This is a genomic window from Vibrio sp. VGrn 2, assembly GCF_009361695.1.
GTDB lineage: Bacteria > Pseudomonadota > Gammaproteobacteria > Enterobacterales > Vibrionaceae > Vibrio > Vibrio diabolicus.
On record NZ_RBWD01000005.1, the window covers coordinates 17750 to 39522 of the forward strand.

Consider the following 21773-nt stretch of genomic DNA (forward strand, 5'->3'; position numbering starts at 1 on the left):
TGGTGTCTGAAATATTTGCAGGAAAAGGAACCCTAAATGGAACAATCCATCCGTGATGAAATGCGTGTACTCCCTTCAATTGATCCGCATTTTGAAATTGAACGCCGTATTGCTTTTATTAAGCGTAAGCTACAAGAAGCAGGTTGTAAGTCACTCGTGCTTGGCATTAGTGGCGGTGTTGACTCAACCACGTTAGGTCGCCTTGCCCAGCTTGCAGTAGAACAATTGAATGCGGAATCTGGTACTGACAAATATCAGTTTATCGCAGTACGTCTGCCTTACGGTGAGCAAAAAGATGAAGATGAAGCGCAACTGGCACTCTCTTTCATCAAGCCAACACACTCTGTGTCTGTGAACATTAAAGATGGTGTTGACGGTTTGCATGCGGCGACTGATACCGCGTTGCAAGGGACGGGCCTGCTTCCGACTGAAGCCGACAAAATTGATTTCGTAAAAGGTAACGTAAAAGCGCGAGCTCGTATGATTGCACAATATGAAATCGCTGGTTACGTTGGCGGCTTAGTATTGGGAACAGACCACTCAGCAGAGAACATCACTGGTTTTTACACTAAGTTTGGTGACGGCGCGTGCGACCTTGCCCCTCTATTTGGTTTAAGCAAGCGTCAAGTCCGCGAGTTGGCTGCAACATTAGGCGCACCAGAGCTACTTGTTAAGAAAGTACCAACGGCAGATCTAGAAGAACTAGAGCCGCAAAAAGCAGATGAAGATGCTCTGAACTTAACTTATGAACAGATCGATGACTTCTTAGAAGGCAAACCCGTTCCACAGCAAGTGAGTGATCGTCTGGTAGCGATTTACAAAGCAACGCAGCACAAACGTCAGCCAATCCCAACGATTTACGACTAAGCGATATTTTCCGTTCACTTTTAAACTCAAAACGCTGCTAAAGTTAGCAGCGTTTTTATTGAGAACCGGGGAGCCTTCTCGCTTAGTTTGTTACCGTCACGTCCGTCTCTGGAACAGCACAACACGCCAATACGGTTCCCATCGCACGTTCCTCATCTGTCAACGCAGGCACGTCCGGATGATGTACTTGACCCGACGTAAGCTGAACCTTACACGCGCCGCATAAGCCAGCACGACAGCTATTGCTAACAACCTTCCCTGCGTCTTCAAGCTGACCTAACAACGTTTTCTGATTATTCCCTACAACTTTCGTCCCATTAAAATCGATCGCTATGCTCTTCTCTGGTCTTGAAGTGACTGAAGATACGCCAAACGCTTCTTGATGGTAGTTTTCTTCTGGCAGCCCTTTTCTTAGTAGGAGATTTTTCGCTTTCTCCATAAAACCATCAGGACCACACACAAACACTTGGCGCTGTTCAACATCTTTGATTTGCTTAATGTGTGACAAACTTAAACGCCCTTTCAAACCAAACCAATCAACAGCAGGTTGCGTTAAACAGACTTTTACTTCTAGCCCTGGGTGCTCACGCTTTAACTGCTCCAACTCTGAGCGACAAGGAATATCATTCTCGGTGCGACATTGATGGTAGAAAACTACGTTATCCAACTGATTGTGATCCGCTAAGTAACGCACCATTGATAACATTGGTGTTACTCCGCTACCCGCAGAGAGTAACAGCAGAGGCTGCGCTTCATGCGTTTTAAGGTGGAACTGACCGTCAGGTTGTTCTGCCTCTAAAACATCACCAACTTGTAAGTTGTCTAAGAGTGAATTAGAGACTCTTCCGCCCGCGATACGCTTTACAGAAATAGCATAACGACCCGGACGAGACGGACTGGATGATAGCGTATAGCGTCGCCCAACTTTCTTACCGTCAATATTCACCTCTATTGGCAGGTGTTGTCCTGGCAAGTAATTAGGCAAAGAACCTTTGTTTGGTTCTAACCATAAGGTCACGAAGTCTTGGGCGATTTCTTCACGCTCAACACATGTTAACGTCATGCGCACTGGCGAGTTATCCGCGTAAAACTCCGGCTTTTTGTATTCCAGCACCTCAACTTTATCGCCTTGACGAATAATGCCTTCATTCCGCGCGACAAGATTTTGCCCGAAGAACACACCACCGACATCGTTTGCACGGAACTGTTGTAAGGTTTTGAGCGGCTCTTTGCTCTCTCGGAACGTGCCTCTTTGGGTATTAACCGTAGTGAGGATACAGCGCTCGCAAGGTTTGAGAGACTCAAACTCTACCTCACCGATTCGTATGCGCTTCCATGAATCTTCTTCAAACGGCTTGGTATCTGAGACCACTAAGTTAGTACGGAACTGATCCATAGAGTGTTGCTCAGAGCTTCTTCGGTTCAGTTCATCAAGGGAAGCCTGGCTAATCACTAACACCGGATAACCATCGGCAAAGCTAACGTTTTGTCCTAGCTTTTCGCGAACACGATTCGATTGCTCACCACTAAACAACAACTCAACACGTTGACCCAATACACGACTAAACCAATCATCTGCATCATCTGTGGTGGTATATGCAGTAAAGGTGTCTTTCCAAACTGTTGCTGGCGTTTCCTGCATTTTAAAGTCTTGATAACGGATTTTAAGCGGCTCCATCCCCAAACTGCTAAACACAACCCCATCGGATAATAAGGCGGACTTAATGGTTACCATTTGCGGATACTTTCTCGCGGTAATCATAGCGCCATCAGCTTTCGCAATCATAAAACGACGATCGAAGCTCAATCCTTGCTTCTCAACCCATACTGACGACAGCGATAATCCGCCAACTGACTTAACCGGAAAAACATTAATTTGGGACAAAATGGGTTGCGACATAGCCTTCTTCCTACAGGGTGTTTTTTATTTGTTGCAGTATTGTATACCCAAATCACATTAAGGTGCAGAGTCTATTGCCGCTTCATCCAACTCAATTTTTTCTGAATGCTATTCTTATAAATTTGGTTTGAGCGACAAGTATTTACTACACTCAACATTCGCGTTTTTTAACATCGTTCTGACCAAATACCGTTTGATAAAGTGTGATACGACACACATAATTCATCTGAGTTATCACTGCCCCCATTTATTGATTTGGAGCTTAATTATGGATACAAGAAAACTGGTTCTGATTTTGTTATGTATCTTTCTTCCGCCTGTCGCGGTGTTTATGGAGAAAGGTCTAAATAAAGACTTTTTGATTAACCTAATATTGACGTGTTTCTTCTTTCTGCCGGGTACGATCCACGCGCTTTGGTTAACAATGAAGTAATCACTTACACTCTCACTCTGTAGAAAAGTGAAAAATGGGATGAAATGTGAGGGCAATTCCTCTATCATCCTGTCGCCTAAGCGCAAGCGTTTGCTCAAAAGCAAATACGGCGCTTGGGCTCCAATCAGACAACTTTTCAATGGTGGGAGCAATTAATGACAACACTGACAATCACTCGTCCTGACGACTGGCACGTTCACTTACGCGATGGGGAAGTTCTTAAAGACACCGTTCGCGACATCAGCCGCTACAATGGCCGTGCGCTGATCATGCCAAATACCGTCCCACCAGTTACTACAACTGAGCTCGCCCTAGCCTACCGTGACCGAATTCTAAAAGAGCAACATGGCGAACAGTTTGAACCTTTGATGGCGCTTTACCTCACAGACAACACCACACCAGATGAAATACGTAAGGCTAAAGCCACCGGAAACATTGTTGCTGCCAAGCTTTATCCTGCTGGAGCTACCACAAACTCAGATTCCGGTGTGACCAATGCGAAGAACATTTACCACGTTCTCGAAGCGATGGAAGAAGTCGGAATGTTACTTTTGGTTCATGGCGAAGTAACACATCACGATGTTGATATCTTCGACCGAGAGAAAGAATTCCTTGATACTGTCCTCGCTCCTATCGTCAATGACTTCCCTAATCTTAAAATCGTTCTAGAACACATCACTACCGCCGACGCAGCAAACTTCGTTAATAACGCCTCAGATAACGTAGCTGCTACCATCACTGCTCACCATCTTCTTTTCAACCGTAACCATATGCTTGTGGGTGGTATTAAGCCTCATTTCTACTGTTTGCCAATTCTTAAGCGCAGCACCCACCAGCAAGCGCTGATCGAAGCTGCAACCAGTGGTAGCAAGAAGTTCTTCCTAGGTACCGACTCTGCGCCACATGCGAAAGGGGCAAAAGAGTCCGCTTGCGGTTGTGCTGGTTCTTACACTGCACACGCAGCGCTAGAGCTTTATGCAGAAGTATTCGAGAATGAAGGCAAGCTGGAAAACTTGGAAGCGTTTTCAAGCTTCAATGGTCCTGATTTTTACGGCATTGCGCGCAACACAGATACGGTAACGTTAGAAAAATCCGCTTGGGATGTGCCGGAAACGATGCCATTTGGCAATGATATCGTTGTGCCTATTCGAGCAAATGAACAAATTGAGTGGAAAGTGAAGTAACCACTTTACTGATGTTCCATCCATAAAAGAGGGTCATGCCTTTCTGTGAAAAGAAGTCATGACCCTTGTTGTTCTTGTCTTGCTTTGGGCTGTGATTACTAGTGGCCGCGAATTTTTTCTACAGCAGTCCACACAGCAACCACAATCAACCCCGCCACAAAGCCGATAATGCCGTTAAGCAAAATAGGCAGAATCGCTGTGGCAACCGAATGACCACTAAAGTTCATAATAATCGGCTCTACAAAGTGATGAATGGCAGGCACGTTGTGCACTACAATCCCCCCACCGACTAAAAACATCGCGGCAGTTCCCACAATCGTTAACAACTTCATCAGCTTTGGTGCAAAAGCAACTAAAGCACTGCCGACTTTCGCCATCCAGCCCTTACCTTTTGAGCGAATTTCAAGGTAGAAGCCCAAGTCATCCAATTTCACGATGCCTGCTACTAAGCCATAAACACCAATGGTCATGATGACTGCAATTAAGCTCACCACTAAGATTTGCGTCACAAGGCTCGCCCCAGTCACGGTACCCAACGCAATCACAATGATTTCCGCTGAAAGAATAAAGTCCGTTCGAATCGCACCAGCAACTTTGCGTTTTTCATACTCTTCTATCGACTCGCCAGTATTAACTAACTCTTCTTTTTCTTCGTGCGGATGGGAGTGAGGGAATACTTTCTCAAGCACCTTTTCTGCCCCTTCAAAGCAGAGAAACAAGCCGCCAATTAGCAATAGTGGCATGATAAGCCATGGAATAATCGCGCTAATTAGCAATGCTGAAGGAACTAAAATCAATTTGTTTTTGAACGAGCCTTTCGCAACCGCCCAAACCACTGGAATTTCTCGCTCAGATGCAACACCAGACACTTGTTGAGCGTTTAACGCTAGGTCATCACCCAACACACCTGCGGTTTTCTTTGCCGCCATTTTCGACATTAAGGCGACATCGTCGAGTACCGTGGCAATATCATCCAACAGTGTGAGTAAACTTGCTCCAGCCATTTTTTTTCTCTTATATGAAATTGAGTAAGTAACAAAATGTAACACCAATAAATCACTCATCAAAGTGATGATTTTGCAAAGAATACTATGCCAAATGGTGTTTTATATTGCCGTTAAGATAAGACAGGTCTAGTCTTGTGGTACCTTTCAGCAGTCAAAAGAAAAAGTATAGATGAAAAGTGGATACATTTACCCAATCGGAACCCCTGGCCAACCTTGGAGCGAAGAAGAACGTAAAGCTTGGTTAGCAACGCAAGAAGTAAAACGTAGCTACCAAGATGAAGTCGTCAGTAAAATCGATGCCCTACGCGAGCGTTTTGATGTTGAACAATACGGTGCGCTCTCATACAACGAGGCACGTTTCCCTCTGTTTTGTATCAAAACTCGCAACTGGGATTCAACGAAGCCTGTTGTTTTGGTCACAGGCGGCGTGCACGGTTATGAAACCAGCGGTGTACATGGCGCTTTAAAGTTTGTAGAAACAGAAGCAGAGCGCTACGCAGAGCATTTCAATATTGTCGTTGCACCTTGCGTGAGCCCTTGGGGTTACGAGGTGATCAACCGCTGGAATCCAAACGCGATTGATCCAAACCGCTCTTTCTATAAGGATAGCCCTGCCGAAGAATCTGCCAACCTCATGAAGCTCGTTGCGACATTAGGCGATGTATTAATGCACATTGATTTGCACGAGACGACAGACTCCGATGAAACAGAGTTCCGTCCTGCGCTTGCCGCTCGTGATGGCATTGAGTACATCGAGGGCATGATCCCAGACGGTTTTTACACAGTTGGAGATAGTGAAAACCCTCAACCCGAGTTTCAAAAAGCGGTGATTGAATCGGTTGCGAAAGTGACTCACATTGCACCTGCAGATGAAAATGGCGAAATCATTGGTTCACCAGTCGTACAGTTTGGCGTTATCAACTACCCAATGGTGAAGCTGGGTCTGTGTGGCGGCGTAACAAATTGCGTTTACGGCACGACAACGGAAGTGTACCCAGACAGCCCAACGGTGACCGACGAAGAGTGCAACGATGCGCAAGTTGCAGCCGTGGTCGGTGGTCTGAATTACGTTCTGGCTCAGTTATAATAAGCGGTTCTTATATTGCTCCGGTGTCATGCCGGAGTATTTCTTGAACATCGCGATAAAAGGGCTGGCTTGGTTATAACCTAACGTTAGCGCGACTTCTTTCACGGTCTGCCCTTTACGCAGCAACTCCATAGAATGCAAATAGCGTACACGTAAACGCCACTCAGTAAAGCTCATGCCCAACTCACTCTGGCAGTGTCTCGCTAACGTGCGTTCAGTGGTATGCACTTTTTCTGCCCATTCTGCCAAACTGATCTCATCCGTCGGCGATTCTTCTACTGCTTTTAAAATCGGTTCAAGATACTTGTTATCGGTCGTTGGTAAAAAGTGGTGTTCCACTTCTTGCTTTGCGAGCTGGTCCAATAACACCTGTACCAAGCGCTTGTCTTCATCACTTTGCGCCACGTTAATATCTCGTTGACGAAAGTCCTCAATAATGGACGACACGATTGGAGTCACTTTGATCAGACTCGTTTTGGTAGGAAAGTGCGCCGTCAATTCAGGGGCAATGTTCAAAGAACAATATTCGATAGGTTTACGGTTGTAACTAGTATGACGGATACCAGCAGGAACCCAAATTGCAAGATGCGGAGGCGCTAGAAATCTTGTATCTTCTGCATCCATCTCTAGGATCCCACCGCTGATCAGCTGCACTTGCCCCCAAGGATGGCTATGAATTCGCGTTTCTGTATTAGAGAGAAAGGCTTCAAAATTCATAAATACATCCGATGGTGCGCGGTCGATTGATAATGAGGGATGAAGATTTCTGGCGCTCTTTTTCAAAATTGTCTTCCTATCGCTTACGATGTCTTTTAAGAGATACTTTTTATTATAAAGACCTGCCAGACTAGCGCCATCAATAATTGTGCTATAGGGTTCTCATGATTTATTTACTTCCGTTTTTCACCGTTATGATTTGGGGTGGTAACTCAATTGTGAATAAGATGGCAGCAAGCGCCATTGAACCAAGTGCGATGAGTTTCTATCGTTGGTTTGTCGCAATGGTACTTCTAACTCCATTTTGTCTGCCTGCGATCATCAAACAACGACACATTATTCGACCTTACTTAACTAAGCTGGCATTTCTTGCGTTACTTGGCATGGTGCTCAACCAATCACTTGGCTACTACGCTGGTTTAACGACAACGGCTTCCAACATGGCACTGATTACCTCTTTGGTTCCTTTGATCAGTGTGTTTTTAAGTGTTCCTCTGTTAGGCAAGTCTGTATCAATGTTAAGTATCGTCGGTGGTGTGATTTCGCTCGGCGGCTTGGCGTTTATGCTTGGTCATGGTGATATCACCTACTTTTTACATCAAGACATGACCCAAGGTGATAGCCTTATGCTGATTGCAGCCATGGTATACGCGGCTTATTGCGTGCTGCTAAAACGCTGGAAGATGCCTTTCAGTAGTTTGACTCTGGTTTACATGCAAGGCTTCTTCTCGGTTGTGATGCTTACACCACTTTGGCTCTCTAGTGAGCAACTGTTACCAAGCCAAGACGCGCTACCATTAATCGCCTATGCTGGCATTGCGGCTTCCATTTTTGCGCCGTTAATGTGGGTGAAAGCGATTGATTCAATTGGCGCTGATTCAAGTGCCATGTTCATGAACTTAATGCCTGTGGTTTCTGTCGTACTTGCTTCAACGTTGATTGGTGAGAAAATTTACGCTTACCACATTATTGGTGGGCTGTTAGTCATCTCTGGCGTTATCCTGTCGCAAATAAAAATACGACACAGAAAGCCACTGCCCAATTCTGAGATTGCCTCCACCGCCAATTAATCCCAGCTCCCCAAGCCACAGAACTACGCTGTGGCTTTTTGTTTTCATCGTTCGAATAAAAGTTAATATTTTGTTTCATTCGCTATTCCCGAAAATTCATCTTGCTGCTAAATTGGGAAAACAATAACCCATCAAGGAAAGACAGATGAGCAGTGGTCAAAGAGACATTACCCTTCGCTTTTTAGCAGAACCCAGTGACGTCAATTTCGGCGGAAAAGTGCACGGCGGCGCCGTAATGAAATGGATTGACTTAGCAGCCTACGCCTGCTCTGCAGCGTGGAGTGGCAAATATTGCATTACTGCATACGCAGGTGGTATTCGTTTTGTTGCGCCGATTCATGTCGGCAACTTAGTCGAAGTTAGCGCGAAAGTCATTTATACCGGACGAAGCTCAATGCACATCGCGATTGACGTGCAAGCCAGTGACCCAAAGCAAATGAAAAACAGACTCACCACCCACTGTATCGTTATTATGGTTGCTGTAGATGAGAACGGGAAACCAACCGACGTGCCGAAATGGGTTCCAGAATCTGATGAAGATAAAGCCTTGGAACAATCCGCTATCCGCCTTATGAACATGCGCAAAGAAATCGGGGAAGAGATGGAAGCGCACGTAAAGTATCTCAAGTAACCTACATCCGTTAAGAACGCTATTGACTACCTCAACGTTACTTATATCCAGAGTGTGGAGCAACATCATGGTTTTGCCATTTGCTTCACACTCGGCCTCCTCTGTCATAAATCCTTCACCTAGCTTTGCTTAAATCCATCCACTATTTTGGAGTTGGATAGAGTTTGGATCTTGAGACTAAAAGAAACGACCTTAAGTGAAGAGACGTTGACCAATTTAAAAGCGGTCGAGTACCAGTGGGTAAGAACCATGTACGTCGAGGGGTATAACGAAACAGAAATTAACCATTACATTCAAACCTGCTTTGGCGGTGATGTCACCTTTGCAAATTTATTTCGTCGCGTCGCACTACAGCAAGAAAGCTTATACACGCTGCTTCAATACGTTGGATGTGCACCCTCCAGTCGAGAGTTTTAATCCTTACCTACCTCAATTTTACTGATACCTGAACTCAGGTTATTTATGTGAAGTGCTACGCAGGGCATTCTCCTAGCCCTGTGTAATCCATTGCAAAGCCGCTAATCTTTACCTGCTTATTGAACAACTGTATTTAACAGGTATAAAAAAACCTGAGTCAAAACTCAGGTTATGGTTACAAAAACTGTTAGTGATTGAATCGTAAGGAACTAAGCTAACAGCCAGCTATGCGTAACGCCAATAAAAGCCAAGATATTACTGATCGGCGGCCAAACCAAAATTGTAATATCCGTGCTACGTATAAGGGCGACCATGTGGTCGCCCTTTTCTAGTTATTCTTATCAATCTCAGACCACAAGAGATTATCCTTTCACACCACCAGCGGTTAGACCACCAACCAACCAGCGTTGAGCAAGTAAGAATACGGCAGTGATTGGCACTGCTGAAAGTACAGCAGCTGCAGCAAAGTCACCCCACAAGTAGTTTTGTGGATATAGGTATTGCTGCATACCCACTGCAAGTGTGTACGAGTCTACATCAGAAAGTAGTAGTGATGCTACAGGAACTTCACCAATTACCATGATGAACGACAAGATGAATACTACCGCTAGGATTGGCACAGACAATGGAAGCAATACCAAACGGAATGCTTGCCATGGTGTCGCACCATCCAGTGCCGCCGCTTCTTCTAACGAAGAGTCAATACTTTCGAAGTAGCCTTTAATCGTCCAAACGTGCAGGGCGATACCACCTAAATAAGCGAAGATCAGGCCGCCGTGCGTGTTCAAACCAAGGAAAGGAATGTACTGACCCAATTTGTCGAACAACGCGTATAGAGCAACCAATGCCAATACCGCAGGGAACATTTGGAAGATCATCATCGCTTTTAGGATAGTGTTCTTACCTTTGAACTTCATACGAGCAAACGCATAAGCTGATGTGGTTGATAGCGCCACGATTAGGATTGCAGAAATACCACCCACTTTTACTGAGTTCCACAGCCATGTCATGACTGGGAATGGTGGCGGTGTAACTGTACCGTCTGGGTTAGTCACCGAGAAACCTAATGCCAATTTCCAGTGATCAAGCGTTGGGTTGTCTGGGATCAGACTACCCGTTGCAAAGTTACCTTCACGGAATGAAATCGCGATGATCATCAGTAAAGGGAAAATAATCAGTGCCAAGAATGCCCACATCGCAATATGAGTAGCCCAAACACGATACTTTAATGACTTACCTTGTACCATTGCCATTGTAATCTCTCCTTAGTCCTGAGCTACTTTAGTTACGCGTAGGTTGATAAGTGCCAATGCGCCAACCAATAGGAAGATAAGTGTTGCTACTGCACTTGCTAGACCGAAGTCTTGACCGCCCGCACCTTCGAATGCGATTCGGTAGGTGTAACTTACCAATAGGTCTGTGTAACCCGCAGGTTCTGACGTACCAATCATGTTTGGACCACCGCCAGTCAACAACTGGATAAGCACGAAGTTGTTGAAGTTGAAGGCAAAGCTCGCAATCAACAGTGGTGTTAACGGCTTCAACATCATTGGTAGCGTGATACGAGTAAAGTTAGTAATAAAGTTCGCACCATCAATTGCTGACGCTTCATATAAATCATCAGGAATCGCTTTGAGTAGACCCATACATAGAATCATCATGTAAGGGAAACCAAGCCACGTGTTCACAATCAGAATCATGGTTTTCGCCATGAATGGGTCTGAGAACCAAGCTGGGCTAATACCGAACAAACCTTCCAGAAGCATGTTGATCTCACCAAAGCTTTGGTTAAACAAACCTTTAAAGATCAAGATAGAAATAAACGCCGGTACCGCATAAGGCAGAATCAGTAAGAGTCGGTAAACCGAACGGCCTTTTAATGCTTCCCACTGAACAACACTTGCTAGAACAAGACCAATTACAAGCGTAAATAGTACGGTGAGTGCCGAGAACACAATCGTCCAGATAAAGATACTGATAAACGGCTCTTTGATGCCATCATCTTTCCACACACGCTCAAAGTTGTGGGTGCCAATGTTCACCACAAAGCCAGGAGACACTGTGCTACCAACAAACTGACCGTTTTCATCGACAGGTTGGTAGTAACCTACTTCCATATTTGGACGTAACGTCTCTTCAGTACGATTGTTGTAAAGCGTTTCGCCGTCTTCTTGCAGCGTGTACAAAGGCACAACTGCCGCAAACTTACGTAACCCGCTCATGCGGATGTCTTCACCGCTCGGCAGATGCAAATCAACACTGCTCAACGTATTACGGCTCTTAACAATCGTCTTGATTGATTCTTTCTCGCCCGTAGCTTCTTCAATTGGCGACAGGTCAAGATCCGATGCTGAAAGGCTATCTAGTTGAAAAGTGGGCGTAGCAAGTAGCTCACCATCTTTTTCAACCACAAGCTGATGTCCTTGATCCGTTTTATATAAAGTGAACGGGTAGCTATCACCACTTTGATAAGTTCTGTCCAAAAGTACGCTCTGCGCACGATCAAAAGAGAGTTGGTTTTTCGCGCTGTAGTTGGTAAACGCCAAACCTATGGTGTACGCCAGAGGGAAAAGAATGAAAAGGATCATCCCTGCGATACCAGGGTAGATGTAACGGTGTGCGTACGTCTTTTTACTACCAAAGATGAACAACGCTAAAGCGGTAAGAATGATCGTAAGTAGTGCAAACGCAATCTCACCGCGTGAATACATAAGGATTGTTGCGTAGCCATTGATAATGCCGACTGTGCCTAAAAGTGACCATTTCATGAACACTTTTTTGCTGCTCGGAAGGCTGGCTTCTGGTGCTGTCATAGCATTTGTACCTTGAACTGACTGCATAGGGAACCTGCTAGCGAATATAGAATAAATATAGAAAAGTAAGGAGGAGTTGCCCCCTCCTTAAAAAGGTCTTACTTAATTATTTAGTCATTTGTTTTTCTGCGTCTGCCAATGCTGCATCGACAGTTTGACGACCATCAACTACGTTGATGATTGCGTTCTTAGCCGCGCCCCAGAATGCGTTCATTTGAGGAATGTTTGGCATAATTTCGCCGTTCATCGCGTTATCCATAGTCGCAGCGATACGAGTATCTGAATCTAGTTCACGTTGGAACGAGTTAAGCGCTACCGCACCTAGAGGCTTATCGTTGTTAACCATACGTAGGCCGTCGTTTGTTAGTAGGTAGTTCTCAATGAACTCAACCGCTAGGTCTTTGTTTGGAGACGCAGTGCTGATACCAGCCGTTAGAACACCAACGAATGGCTTAGAAGATTGACCTTGGAACTTAGGTAGCGTAGTCACGCCGTAGTTAACGCCAGACTTCTCGATGTTGCCCCAAGACCATGGACCGTTGATCGTCATCGCTGTCTTACCTTGGTTGAATGCAGACTCAGATACTGAGTAGTCCATATCTGCAGAGATCACGCCTTTGTCTACCAAGCCTTTTACGAAGCTCATTGCGTCTTTAACGCCTTCTTTCGCGATACCAGCGTCTTTAATATCGTAACCTTCAGAAGTGTATTTGAACGCGTAGCCGCCATCAGCAGCCATTAGTGGCCAAGTGAAGTACGGTTCTTTTAGGTTCCACATGATTGCAGACTTGCCGTCTTTTTTAAGTTTTGCATCTAGCGCTGCAACTTCTTCCCAAGACTTCGGTGGGTTTGGAACTAGGTCTTTGTTGTAGATTAGAGATAGAGACTCAACCGCAACTGGGTAGCCGATCAATTTGCCGTCGTAACGTACAGCATCCCAAGCGAAATCAACAATACCTTCTTGAATGTTCTTAGAAGGTTTAATTTCTGCTAGCAGGCCAGCTTCTGCGTAACCACCGAAACGGTCGTGAGCCCAGAATACGATGTCAGGACCGTCACCAGTCGCTGCAGTTTGAGGGAATTTGTCTTGAAGGCCATCTGGGTGAGCCACTGTCACTTTAATGCCAGTGTCTTCTTCGAATTTTTTACCAACTTCAGCAAGGCCATTGTAGCCTTTGTCGCCGTTGATCCAGATAGTAAGTTGTCCTTCTTCGATGGCAGCATTAGCACCAAAAGAACCCAAAGCAACAAGAGTACCTAGTGCTACAGCGCTTAACTTTTTCATGTTCGTATCCTTTTTATATTTTTGATGTAGGGCTAGTCCATTGAGGTTCAGCCGTATTTCGACATATATCATCTGAAATAATCCAATATGTCTCATCCTCCTAATCCCTACGCCCTTACAATTATGACGTATTTTCGTGATCTAAATCGCCAAGGGTAAGAGACTCAAATCACAAAACGGATACTTCCTGTGATCGGTTTCAACTTTAGGTGGTGCAATAATGTGATTTCCGACCAACTGCTTTATTCCTCCTCCTTTTTTACTCCTCCCTACCTACTCCCCCTACAATTATTTCTATTAGGAGGATGTCGCACCTCGCACAATCTTACAAACTTCAGTCATCCAAGAGTGGATGGTAAGAACCCTTTCCCAGCAGTGCCTACGTATTAGGAAAAAGATTTGCTGGTTTTGCATTGCCAGACGAGTGGAATGTCATTATTGGTGTTGTTTGTGGTAATTATTTCACGGGGGAGACAACACGAATAATGTGGGGGAGAGAAACTCGTACTTGGCTATGATGGGTAGCACTTCTATTCAGGACATTTTATTGAAGTGCTACCCTACTTTTCTTACCAACCGCAATAACTTACCGATTCCTACTGTTACTGCTCGCTAGATAATTCATATAATGATGAGCGGTGAATAATAAAAAATTGATCGAGGACGAGCTACATGGCGAGTGTCACGTTAAAAAATGTTTGTAAAGCGTATGGCGACGTACTGATTTCTAAGAACGTAGACCTAACAATCAACGAAGGTGAATTTGTTGTTTTCGTAGGTCCATCAGGTTGTGGTAAATCTACCCTTTTACGTTGTATTGCCGGTCTTGAAGACATTACTTCAGGTGATTTGTATATTGGTGACCAGCGCATGAATGACGTCGAACCATCCAAACGTGGTGTTGGTATGGTATTCCAGTCTTACGCTCTTTACCCACACCTTAACTTATATGACAACATGTCATTTGGCTTAAAATTAGCAAAAGCAGACAAAGCAGAAATCGACAAACGTGTTGAACAGGCTGCAGAAATTCTACAACTGGGTCACTTACTTGAACGCCAACCAAAAGCGCTTTCAGGTGGTCAGCGTCAACGTGTGGCTATCGGTCGAACACTGGTATCGCAACCTAATGTATTCCTTCTGGATGAACCACTATCAAACTTGGATGCCGCACTGCGTGTAAACATGCGTGCGCAAATCACTAAGCTACAACGTCAACTTGGTTGTACCATGATCTACGTAACGCACGATCAGGTAGAAGCAATGACAATGGCAGATAAAATCGTTGTACTAGACGGCGGTTATGTATCGCAAGTTGGTAAGCCGCTTGAGCTTTACCATTACCCACAAAACCGCTTTGTAGCAGGCTTTATCGGTTCTCCGAAAATGAACTTCATGAGCGTATTCATTGATGAAGTAGAAGCAGAGCGCGTCAAAGTTCAACTATCTAATGGCGTATCTTTCTGGATTCCAGTGGATGGCACGACGGTTAACCGTGGCGACCGCATGTCTTTAGGCATTCGCCCTGAGCACCTATTATCCGCTTCTGAAGCTGATGCAAGCATTCACGGTGAAGTGATGATTGTTGAGAAGCTAGGTAACGAAACTCAAGTATACCTAAACCTAGAAGGTGCGGACGCGGACGTTATTTTCCGTCAGCCTGACACGCTCGCAGTCGATACCGGCGATAAAATCGAGATTGGTATTCCAGCACACCGTTGTCACCTGTTCCACAGTGATGGTCGTGCATGCCGCCGCCTATACAAAGAAAACGGCGTAGAAGTCGAATAATTCATTCGTCCTGATTCACAATAAATCCCTCTCACTTGAGAGGGATTTTTTTATCCTAATAAATATAAGTAATTCGATACTAAATCATTAATCGTTAACGAATAAGATCACCCGTTTCTTCTACCTTTACATAAACCATTGTCTTTGTACTGATACTTCATTTTTAATACTTTTCCTCATCCCTCATGAGTAAGTACCAGCTTTTTCCTAACCCGCCAAACTTAGCCAAAGGTCTAAATTTCATTCTTATTTCCACTTACCTCAACAACGCAAATTTTTACACTTATCAACGAAATTACACGTGACAAAAAACTCAGAAGCATTCAACAGAATGCTCTGTTCACCAACTACTAATAACGCTCACGACACGGCAATTGGGGGAGACACCCAAGGGCGGTAGCGTGTAAGAAGGGAAACTGAGTCATGAAACAAAAAGGACTTATCCGCTCTCACGAGATGGAGTTCGCTTTTTTATATCGCATCTCAGATCTTGCTGTCATCGTCTCTTTTATGCTGCTTTTAGTGTTCAAAGACATGAATACTGCGATGGGGAAAGATTACGTCATACTGGCTTTTGTTGGAGGCATCTCCTTTCTATTTATGGCAGAAAGCGGCAACCTGTACCGCTCTTGGCGAACCAGTTCGTTTAAAGAGCAGATGATTATTGTCTGTGTGGCCTGGGCAGTAACTTCCGCGCTTATCTTTATTGTTCTGTATTTTTCGGAAGTCTATGACTTATTTGATAACACTATTCTGGCATTGTGGTTTGCGATTACGCCCGCTCTACTTTTGGCATGGCGAGTGACATTCCGTACCGGATTAGCCTATTTAAGAAAAAAAGGATTCAACACTCGTACTGCGATCATCATCGGCCAAACTCCTCACGGCATTACCCTTGCTAACGAAATTCAAAACCACACTGAACACGGTGTACTTTTTGATGGCTTTTACGATGAGCGTTCTTCCGACAGATTGCCAAATTCTGCTTACCCTATTAAAGGGGCAGTTGACCACGCTCTTGAGCGAGCCAAGAAAGGGGAAGTGGATTACGTCTATATCGCAATGCCAATGCACGCAAAAGAACGTATTGCATCGCTTCTTAACCAATTCTCAGACACCACCGCAAATACGTATCTGATTCCCGACTTCTTTACCTATAACCTTTTGCATTCTCGTTGGGCGCAAATCGGCCAAGTTCAAACGCTCAGCGTATTTGATACGCCATTTGCTGGAATTTCTTCCTGGGTAAAACGGTTTGAAGACATCTTGTTTTCGAGCATTATTTTAGCCTTGATCTCTCCAGTCCTGCTCACCATTGCGATTGGCATTAAGCTGACCTCTAAAGGTCCGGTCATTTTTAAACAGCATCGTTACGGCCTCGATGGACGCAAGATTGAAGTCTGGAAATTCCGTTCAATGACAACCATGGATCAAGGCCCTCACGTGAAACAGGCGACAAAGAACGACCCACGCATTACGCCTTTTGGTGGTTTTCTGCGTCGCACCTCTTTGGACGAACTGCCTCAATTTATCAATGTACTGCAAGGGACCATGTCTATTGTTGGTCCACGCCCTCACGCCGTGGCGCACAATGAAGAGTATCGCCAGATTGTTGACCGCTACATGCTACGTCACAAAGTAAAACCGGGCATTACTGGCTGGGCGCAAATTAATGGCTATCGCGGCGAAACAGACACCTTAGAAAAAATGGAAAAGAGAGTCGAGTTTGATTTGGATTACATCCACCACTGGTCGGTTTGGATGGACATCAAAATCATCTTCATGACCGTTTTCAAAGGGTTCACTGGTGCTAACGCTTACTAAGGTTGAGATTATGAAGAAACTGACAATGGCAATAGCATTGAGTCTGTTTTCAACTGGCTTACTCGCAGAACCGATGGCTTACCAAACCGAGTCTGGCATTGAGTTTATTCCCCTCGTAAGAACTTTCTACGAGGGCGATGACAACATCAACAAAGCGGAGGAATCCGGCAATGTAGAATCGGTCAATATTTGGGGTATAGAGCCAAGCTTATTAGCACGTATAGAAAGGAATCGCTATCGCGCAGATATTTTGTACAAGTTGAAAGCAGGTTTTTCATCCGATGACCGCAACGACTTCGACGATCATACCTTTCAGTTTTCCAACTTTTTTGAGTTCAATCATCGTCATCGTTTAGTGGTTGATTATCGTTTTCGCGCCCAGCATGAAATTAGAGGGGAAGACATTACCGAAGGTAATGGTAGCGCAATAGACTCACCAATTGAGTTCAACCGTAACGATATCAAAACCAATTATGTCTTTGGCTCTAACGGTGCAAAAGGCAGACTCGAATTCGGTTTAGGCTACAGTGATAAAACCTATCAAAACTACCGTGACGGATTACCTGGGCGCCCAAACGCTAAAACTAAATACAACGATTTTCGAGCTCCCAATGCACACTTGGAATTCTATTTAAGGGCGACGCCAAGAACCTATTGGTTGGTTGGTACAAAACAAATAGTAACCGACTATCAGCACCAAAATTCTGCGCAGCCTTCCAAAGATAATAACACCAGTTTCTATTACACCGGTGCCGAATGGGAAGTAACAGGAAAAACCAAAGGCATCGCTCGACTCGGTTATCAAATCAAAGATTTTGACAGCGCTCAACGAGATACATTTAAAGGCTTCAGTTGGGATATCGGCTTTGAATGGCTGCCTCAAGAACAAACTCTAGTCAGCGTGAAAACCACTCAAGCGGCAGTTAACCCAGATCAAGATGGCGATTACAACCTACAAACTCGTTATCGACTGAACCTCAAGCACGATTGGAATAGTTACCTTGCAACTCGCTTAGGTGCTATTTATCAACAAGATGACTATACGGGGATCACCAGAAACGACGATCGCTACACCCTATCTTTTGGTATCGATTATCAAATTAAACGCTGGGTACAGCTGCAAGCCGACTGGCAATACCAAGATAAAACCTCTAACCGACCAGGTTATAGCTTCGAACAGAACATTTGGACTTTAAGCGCACAGTTTTCTCTGTAAAAAGGATTATTAATGAAGGCATTCATCACATTCATGAGTGTAGCGTTGTTGCTATTTAGCACTTTGGTCAACGCTGACTCAAACGAGGAAGATTACTTACTCGACACGGGCGATACCATTTCCGTGCAGGTCTACGGTGAAGAAGATCTTACGATTAAAAATATTCTAATAACGTCAGATGGCTATTTTGATTACCCCTACCTTGGCCGAATCAAAGCAATCAAAAAAACACCGAAACAACTCAAGTACGAAATAGAAACGGGTTTAAAAGGCGATTATCTCATCAACCCAAAAGTGATGGTCACTATCAATAACTTTCGTCTGTTTTATGTCAATGGCGAAGTCAGGAAACCAGGTGGATTTGAATATCGACCAGGATTAACTATCGAAAAGGCCATCGCTTTAGCTGGTGGCTTGACCGACCGAGCCTCACGCAAAGGCATTAACCTCACCAAACATAAAACGGGTCAAACGATAGAGGGTGTCAGTATGCACCGCAACGTTGAGCCTGGTGACATTGTATTTATCGACCAGAGCTTCTTTTAAGTGACAGGGAATCAAATGAACGGGACTCATCCAAATAATCTCCAGATGAACAAAGTAGAACTGATTCGTTTTGGTCATCACTTTAAAGCGATTAAAAAGAATTGGCTAAGCATCGCAGCTTTCACGCTTCTGTTTTCATTAACTTGTACTTGGTATATCTACTCCAAAGCCTCGATATACCAAGCTACAGCAACGCTACTCATCCAAGAAGAGCAAAAAAGCGCCCTTTCAATCGAGGAAGTATATGGCGTCGACACGACAAAAAAAGAGTACTTTCAAACGCAAATCGCTATTTTAAAATCGAATCATATCGCAGATAAGGTCATTAGAGAGCTGAACCTAACTCAACTACCGGAGTTCACACGCTCAGGTGGATTAAATCAAAAGATCGACCAAATAAAGTCGATCCCTTTTGTTCAAGACCTACTGAATGTGGCACCAAGCCCAAAAGAAACTGCCCAGTTTTCAGAGTCCTATTATCAAGCGCTTCAAGCTTTCAGAAGTAAACTCGATATTGAGCCAGTACGTAACACCCAATTAGTCAGAATTCGCTTTCGTTCTACCGATCCTAAGCTTGCAACGACAATCGCTAACGCGGTCGGCCAAGCCTACATTGACGCAAATTTTGAAGCCAAATTGGTCGTTACACAAAATGCGGCCACTTGGTTGACAAATAACTCACAAAAATTGGAGGAGCGATTACGTAACTCTGAGCAAGCGCTGCAAGAGTTCTTGTTAAAAGAAGGGTTGATCGATATAAACGGTATTGATGAAATTTACGCCAATGAGCTAGAAGAACTCACTCGCAAGCTAAATATCGCTGTTAATAAGCGCATTGAAGCGCAGACGTTAATCCAACTGTTAAGACGTAAATCTTCACAAAGTTTAGACAGCTTGCTGTCAATTGATGAATTCGCTAATCAAGCGCAGATCCGCGACCTCAAATTATCGGAAGCCCAGGCAGCCAAAAATCTCTCTGAGCTGGCACAGCGCTACGGCCCCAAGCATGACCGAATGATTCAGGCGAAAGCGCAGCTTGTTGAAATTCAATCTAGAACCCAGCAACTCATTCGTGACATTTCCTTCAGTAAGCAACAAGACCTTCTTGCTGCAAAGGCGCAAGAGGACATGCTTCGAGCAGAACTCGATAACAAAAAGGCCGATTTCCAATCGTTAGGGTCACAAAAAGCGCGTTACGAACAGTTAAAACGCGAGGTTGAATCCAATAAGGCACTCTATGAAGCGTTCTTAAATCGTGAGAAAGAGACCAACGCCACCAGCGACTACAAAAATGTCACTGCACGTTTTACTGACAAAGCCATCATCCCTCTATTTCCGGTAGCACCGCAACGAATCAAACTGGTACTGATTGCCACATTTTTTGGCTTTGCCATTGCTTGTGCGCTGGTCATCATCTTAGAAACTCTGCGAGAAGTTATCCGAAGCACAGCCGATGTGCAGGAAAAACTTGGTGTTACGTGTTTAGGCGTGATTCCGATGGTCAAAAAACGCAATTTGCGTAAAAACGGCGTCAGTTATACCGCGTATTTAGATGATGAAGAAAAGCTATTTAGTGAAGCTTGTCGCTCCGTCAGAACCTCGCTTCTGCTCAGACTAACCAACACTAAGCAAAAGATATTGCCCTTTACTTCTGCCATTCCAGAAGAAGGAAAAACATCGACCAGTATCAATATGGCGGTGTCGTTTTCAAAAATGGAAAAGGTATTGATCATCGACTGCGATTTGCGCCGACCTTCCATCGCAAAACGGTTTGGCATTGCTGAATCAAGCCCAGGCTTAACGCATATCCTGACTATGGATACGCCAATCAAAGATTGTGTTACACATATAAAAGAAGCCAACTTAGATGTATTACCGGCAGGCCTAATTCCGCCAAACCCACAGGAACTGCTAGCTTCTGATCGCTTTAAAAAGTTGCTCGAACATTTTCAAAATAAGTATGACCGGATCATTATCGATACACCGCCCCTACTGTCAGTGAGTGATGCACTGATTCTTGGTCAGTATGCCAATGGTCTGATTACCGTCATTCGCTCAGAGTCGACAAAATCATCACTGGTTAACCTTGCGTTATCTAAACAAATACAACACTCAGTTCCATCTCTTGGCGTCTTAATCACACAAGCCAAGACTAAGGAAGGAGAAACGCTTTATGTCCAGAAATACGCCTACTAACTCAAACGCATCTTGGTACCAAACGTTGAAAAGTCAAGAACAACCAGTATTGATCTATCAAATGGGCAAAGTAGGTTCGAGTGCATTAGAACATTCCATTCCTAACTCGATTCACTTGCACGATCTTATGACTGTCGATGCACAAAAACAGATATCCCCTGTAAGAGCGCAATTGCATAAACCTCAGATCAATGCGTTAAAGCGACGACTCAAGCGCATAGCGATGAGCCGTATGTTAAAGCGCAAGAAAAAAGTTCGAATTATCTCGCTGATACGTGAACCGATCGGACGAAATGTCTCAATGTTCTTTCAAGCACTTCCGTTTTGGATGGCGGACAAATATCTAAAAGATGACAGCGCAATACGTACCGAACGACCGCAATTACTCCAAGAGGCATTTGATAAGCACATGAATCATCAATATGCGCTGCAGTGGTTTGACAACGAAATCAAACAACTAACAGGGATTGATGTGTTTAACGAACCTTTTAATCACGAAGTAGGCTATCAGACATACCATAACAATAACTTTTCACTGTTGGTCATTCGAAGCGACAAGCTAAAGCAGGCTAACTCCGCAGTTGAAGGCTTTTTAGGTTACCCCGTGGATGTCGTTTATGAAAATCAGTCAGACAACAAATGGTACTCGCCACTAATGAAAGAATTCAAAACGCAATTTCAACCTACACCCGAGTACGTTGAAGAAATGCTGAATTCTAAATTGACGAAGCACTTTTTCTCAAATGCAGAAATCACCGACCTTAAACAGCAATATCTGACCAATTAATC

19 protein-coding genes are annotated in these 21773 nt (G+C 44.4%); 13 read left to right on the forward strand and 6 right to left on the reverse strand.

Translation table 11 applies throughout. From position 1 onward, the window contains the following. The first annotated feature begins 36 nt into the window (after positions 1 to 36). Entirely contained in the window at positions 37 to 867 is an 831-nt protein-coding gene (gene nadE / locus D8S93_RS10405) for an ammonia-dependent NAD(+) synthetase (protein WP_006742205.1), read from the forward strand. An 82-nt stretch (positions 868 to 949) separates the two neighbouring features. Here nadE and D8S93_RS10410 read toward each other — a convergent pair whose 3' ends face one another. Continuing rightward, complete coding sequence (locus D8S93_RS10410) at positions 950 to 2767, reverse strand: hybrid-cluster NAD(P)-dependent oxidoreductase (RefSeq protein ID WP_152813076.1); 1818 nt, start codon at positions 2765 to 2767, stop codon at positions 950 to 952. A 268-nt stretch (positions 2768 to 3035) separates the two neighbouring features. Between D8S93_RS10410 and D8S93_RS10415 the strand changes: the two genes are divergently transcribed. Together D8S93_RS10415 and pyrC are read left to right on the forward strand one after the other, a co-directional pair. Further along, positions 3036 to 3200: a YqaE/Pmp3 family membrane protein gene (locus D8S93_RS10415; RefSeq protein ID WP_005375297.1), complete on the forward strand. Its 165-nt coding sequence runs from the start codon at positions 3036 to 3038 to the stop codon at positions 3198 to 3200. A 155-nt stretch (positions 3201 to 3355) separates the two neighbouring features. Next, positions 3356 to 4384, forward strand: a complete 1029-nt coding sequence (pyrC, locus tag D8S93_RS10425) for a dihydroorotase (protein ID WP_005392496.1) — start codon at positions 3356 to 3358, stop codon at positions 4382 to 4384. Positions 4385 to 4482: 98 nt separating this feature from the next. On the opposite strand, the gene D8S93_RS10430 is transcribed toward pyrC, so the two are convergent. Then, a complete protein-coding gene (locus tag D8S93_RS10430) occupies positions 4483 to 5388 on the reverse strand; it encodes a DUF808 domain-containing protein (RefSeq protein WP_046873771.1) in 906 nt (301 codons plus the stop codon). A gap of 172 nt (positions 5389 to 5560) precedes the next feature. On the opposite strand from D8S93_RS10430, the gene D8S93_RS10435 reads away from it, so the two are divergent. Continuing rightward, a complete protein-coding gene (locus D8S93_RS10435; protein ID WP_104972838.1) occupies positions 5561 to 6478 on the forward strand; it encodes a M14 family metallocarboxypeptidase in 918 nt (305 codons plus the stop codon). On the opposite strand, the gene D8S93_RS10440 is transcribed toward D8S93_RS10435, so the two are convergent. Beyond that, complete coding sequence (locus D8S93_RS10440) at positions 6473 to 7261, reverse strand: AraC family transcriptional regulator (protein ID WP_048625321.1); 789 nt, start codon at positions 7259 to 7261, stop codon at positions 6473 to 6475. The genes D8S93_RS10435 and D8S93_RS10440 overlap by 6 nt on opposite strands. 98 nt (positions 7262 to 7359) lie before the next feature. Here D8S93_RS10440 and D8S93_RS10445 point away from each other — a divergent pair, with 98 nt between their 5' ends. The 3 genes from D8S93_RS10445 to D8S93_RS10455 all read left to right on the forward strand — a co-directional run bounded on the left by D8S93_RS10445 (position 7360) and on the right by D8S93_RS10455 (position 9313). Beyond that, complete coding sequence (locus tag D8S93_RS10445; RefSeq protein WP_074189861.1) at positions 7360 to 8265, forward strand: DMT family transporter; 906 nt, start codon at positions 7360 to 7362, stop codon at positions 8263 to 8265. 145 nt (positions 8266 to 8410) lie between these two features. Continuing rightward, entirely contained in the window at positions 8411 to 8896 is a 486-nt protein-coding gene (locus D8S93_RS10450; RefSeq protein ID WP_005392490.1) for an acyl-CoA thioesterase, read from the forward strand. Between the two features lie 171 nt (positions 8897 to 9067). Continuing rightward, a complete protein-coding gene (locus tag D8S93_RS10455) occupies positions 9068 to 9313 on the forward strand; it encodes a hypothetical protein (RefSeq protein ID WP_005375277.1) in 246 nt (81 codons plus the stop codon). Between the two features lie 362 nt (positions 9314 to 9675). Here D8S93_RS10455 and malG read toward each other — a convergent pair whose 3' ends face one another. The 3 genes from malG to malE form a co-directional block, all read right to left on the reverse strand. After that, entirely contained in the window at positions 9676 to 10566 is an 891-nt protein-coding gene (gene malG / locus D8S93_RS10460; protein WP_005375275.1) for a maltose ABC transporter permease MalG, read from the reverse strand. A 12-nt stretch (positions 10567 to 10578) separates the two neighbouring features. After that, positions 10579 to 12153: a maltose ABC transporter permease MalF gene (gene malF, locus D8S93_RS10465; RefSeq protein ID WP_031780258.1), complete on the reverse strand. Its 1575-nt coding sequence runs from the start codon at positions 12151 to 12153 to the stop codon at positions 10579 to 10581. Between the two features lie 79 nt (positions 12154 to 12232). Next, entirely contained in the window at positions 12233 to 13411 is a 1179-nt protein-coding gene (gene malE / locus D8S93_RS10470) for a maltose/maltodextrin ABC transporter substrate-binding protein MalE (RefSeq protein WP_053809629.1), read from the reverse strand. Positions 13412 to 14083: 672 nt separating this feature from the next. Here malE and malK point away from each other — a divergent pair. The 6 genes from malK to D8S93_RS10500 all read left to right on the forward strand — a co-directional run bounded on the left by malK (position 14084) and on the right by D8S93_RS10500 (position 21771). After that, the gene (gene malK, locus D8S93_RS10475; protein ID WP_005375271.1) at positions 14084 to 15202 is read left to right on the forward strand and encodes a maltose/maltodextrin ABC transporter ATP-binding protein MalK; all 1119 of its coding nucleotides are present in this window, start codon (positions 14084 to 14086) and stop codon (positions 15200 to 15202) included. A 423-nt stretch (positions 15203 to 15625) separates the two neighbouring features. Further along, positions 15626 to 17026, forward strand: a complete 1401-nt coding sequence (locus D8S93_RS10480) for an undecaprenyl-phosphate glucose phosphotransferase (RefSeq protein WP_005392488.1) — start codon at positions 15626 to 15628, stop codon at positions 17024 to 17026. Positions 17027 to 17036: 10 nt separating this feature from the next. After that, entirely contained in the window at positions 17037 to 18242 is a 1206-nt protein-coding gene (locus D8S93_RS10485) for an outer membrane beta-barrel protein (protein ID WP_152813078.1), read from the forward strand. Between the two features lie 12 nt (positions 18243 to 18254). Continuing rightward, positions 18255 to 18788, forward strand: a complete 534-nt coding sequence (locus D8S93_RS10490) for a polysaccharide biosynthesis/export family protein (RefSeq protein ID WP_005392485.1) — start codon at positions 18255 to 18257, stop codon at positions 18786 to 18788. A 15-nt stretch (positions 18789 to 18803) separates the two neighbouring features. Then, entirely contained in the window at positions 18804 to 20984 is a 2181-nt protein-coding gene (locus D8S93_RS10495) for a GumC family protein (RefSeq protein WP_152813080.1), read from the forward strand. Beyond that, the gene (locus D8S93_RS10500) at positions 20962 to 21771 is read left to right on the forward strand and encodes a putative capsular polysaccharide synthesis family protein (RefSeq protein ID WP_152813083.1); all 810 of its coding nucleotides are present in this window, start codon (positions 20962 to 20964) and stop codon (positions 21769 to 21771) included. Before D8S93_RS10495 ends, D8S93_RS10500 begins: the two co-directional genes overlap by 23 nt. The last annotated feature ends 2 nt before the right edge of the window (positions 21772 to 21773 follow it).

Coding starts and splice junctions, on each gene's coding strand:
- D8S93_RS10445 (WP_074189861.1), top strand. CDS start 7,360: ATGATTTATTTACTTCCGTTTTTCACCGTTATGATTTGGGGTGGTAAC.
- D8S93_RS10490 (WP_005392485.1), top strand. CDS start 18,255: ATGAAGGCATTCATCACATTCATGAGTGTAGCGTTGTTGCTATTTAGC.
- D8S93_RS10430 (WP_046873771.1), bottom strand. CDS start 5,388: ATGGCTGGAGCAAGTTTACTCACACTGTTGGATGATATTGCCACGGTA.
- malF (WP_031780258.1), bottom strand. CDS start 12,153: ATGCAGTCAGTTCAAGGTACAAATGCTATGACAGCACCAGAAGCCAGC.
- D8S93_RS10485 (WP_152813078.1), top strand. CDS start 17,037: ATGAAGAAACTGACAATGGCAATAGCATTGAGTCTGTTTTCAACTGGC.
- pyrC (WP_005392496.1), top strand. CDS start 3,356: ATGACAACACTGACAATCACTCGTCCTGACGACTGGCACGTTCACTTA.
- D8S93_RS10480 (WP_005392488.1), top strand. CDS start 15,626: ATGAAACAAAAAGGACTTATCCGCTCTCACGAGATGGAGTTCGCTTTT.
- D8S93_RS10495 (WP_152813080.1), top strand. CDS start 18,804: ATGAACGGGACTCATCCAAATAATCTCCAGATGAACAAAGTAGAACTG.
- D8S93_RS10500 (WP_152813083.1), top strand. CDS start 20,962: ATGTCCAGAAATACGCCTACTAACTCAAACGCATCTTGGTACCAAACG.
- malK (WP_005375271.1), top strand. CDS start 14,084: ATGGCGAGTGTCACGTTAAAAAATGTTTGTAAAGCGTATGGCGACGTA.
- D8S93_RS10435 (WP_104972838.1), top strand. CDS start 5,561: ATGAAAAGTGGATACATTTACCCAATCGGAACCCCTGGCCAACCTTGG.
- D8S93_RS10410 (WP_152813076.1), bottom strand. CDS start 2,767: ATGTCGCAACCCATTTTGTCCCAAATTAATGTTTTTCCGGTTAAGTCA.
- D8S93_RS10450 (WP_005392490.1), top strand. CDS start 8,411: ATGAGCAGTGGTCAAAGAGACATTACCCTTCGCTTTTTAGCAGAACCC.
- malG (WP_005375275.1), bottom strand. CDS start 10,566: ATGGCAATGGTACAAGGTAAGTCATTAAAGTATCGTGTTTGGGCTACT.
- malE (WP_053809629.1), bottom strand. CDS start 13,411: ATGAAAAAGTTAAGCGCTGTAGCACTAGGTACTCTTGTTGCTTTGGGT.
- D8S93_RS10415 (WP_005375297.1), top strand. CDS start 3,036: ATGGATACAAGAAAACTGGTTCTGATTTTGTTATGTATCTTTCTTCCG.
- nadE (WP_006742205.1), top strand. CDS start 37: ATGGAACAATCCATCCGTGATGAAATGCGTGTACTCCCTTCAATTGAT.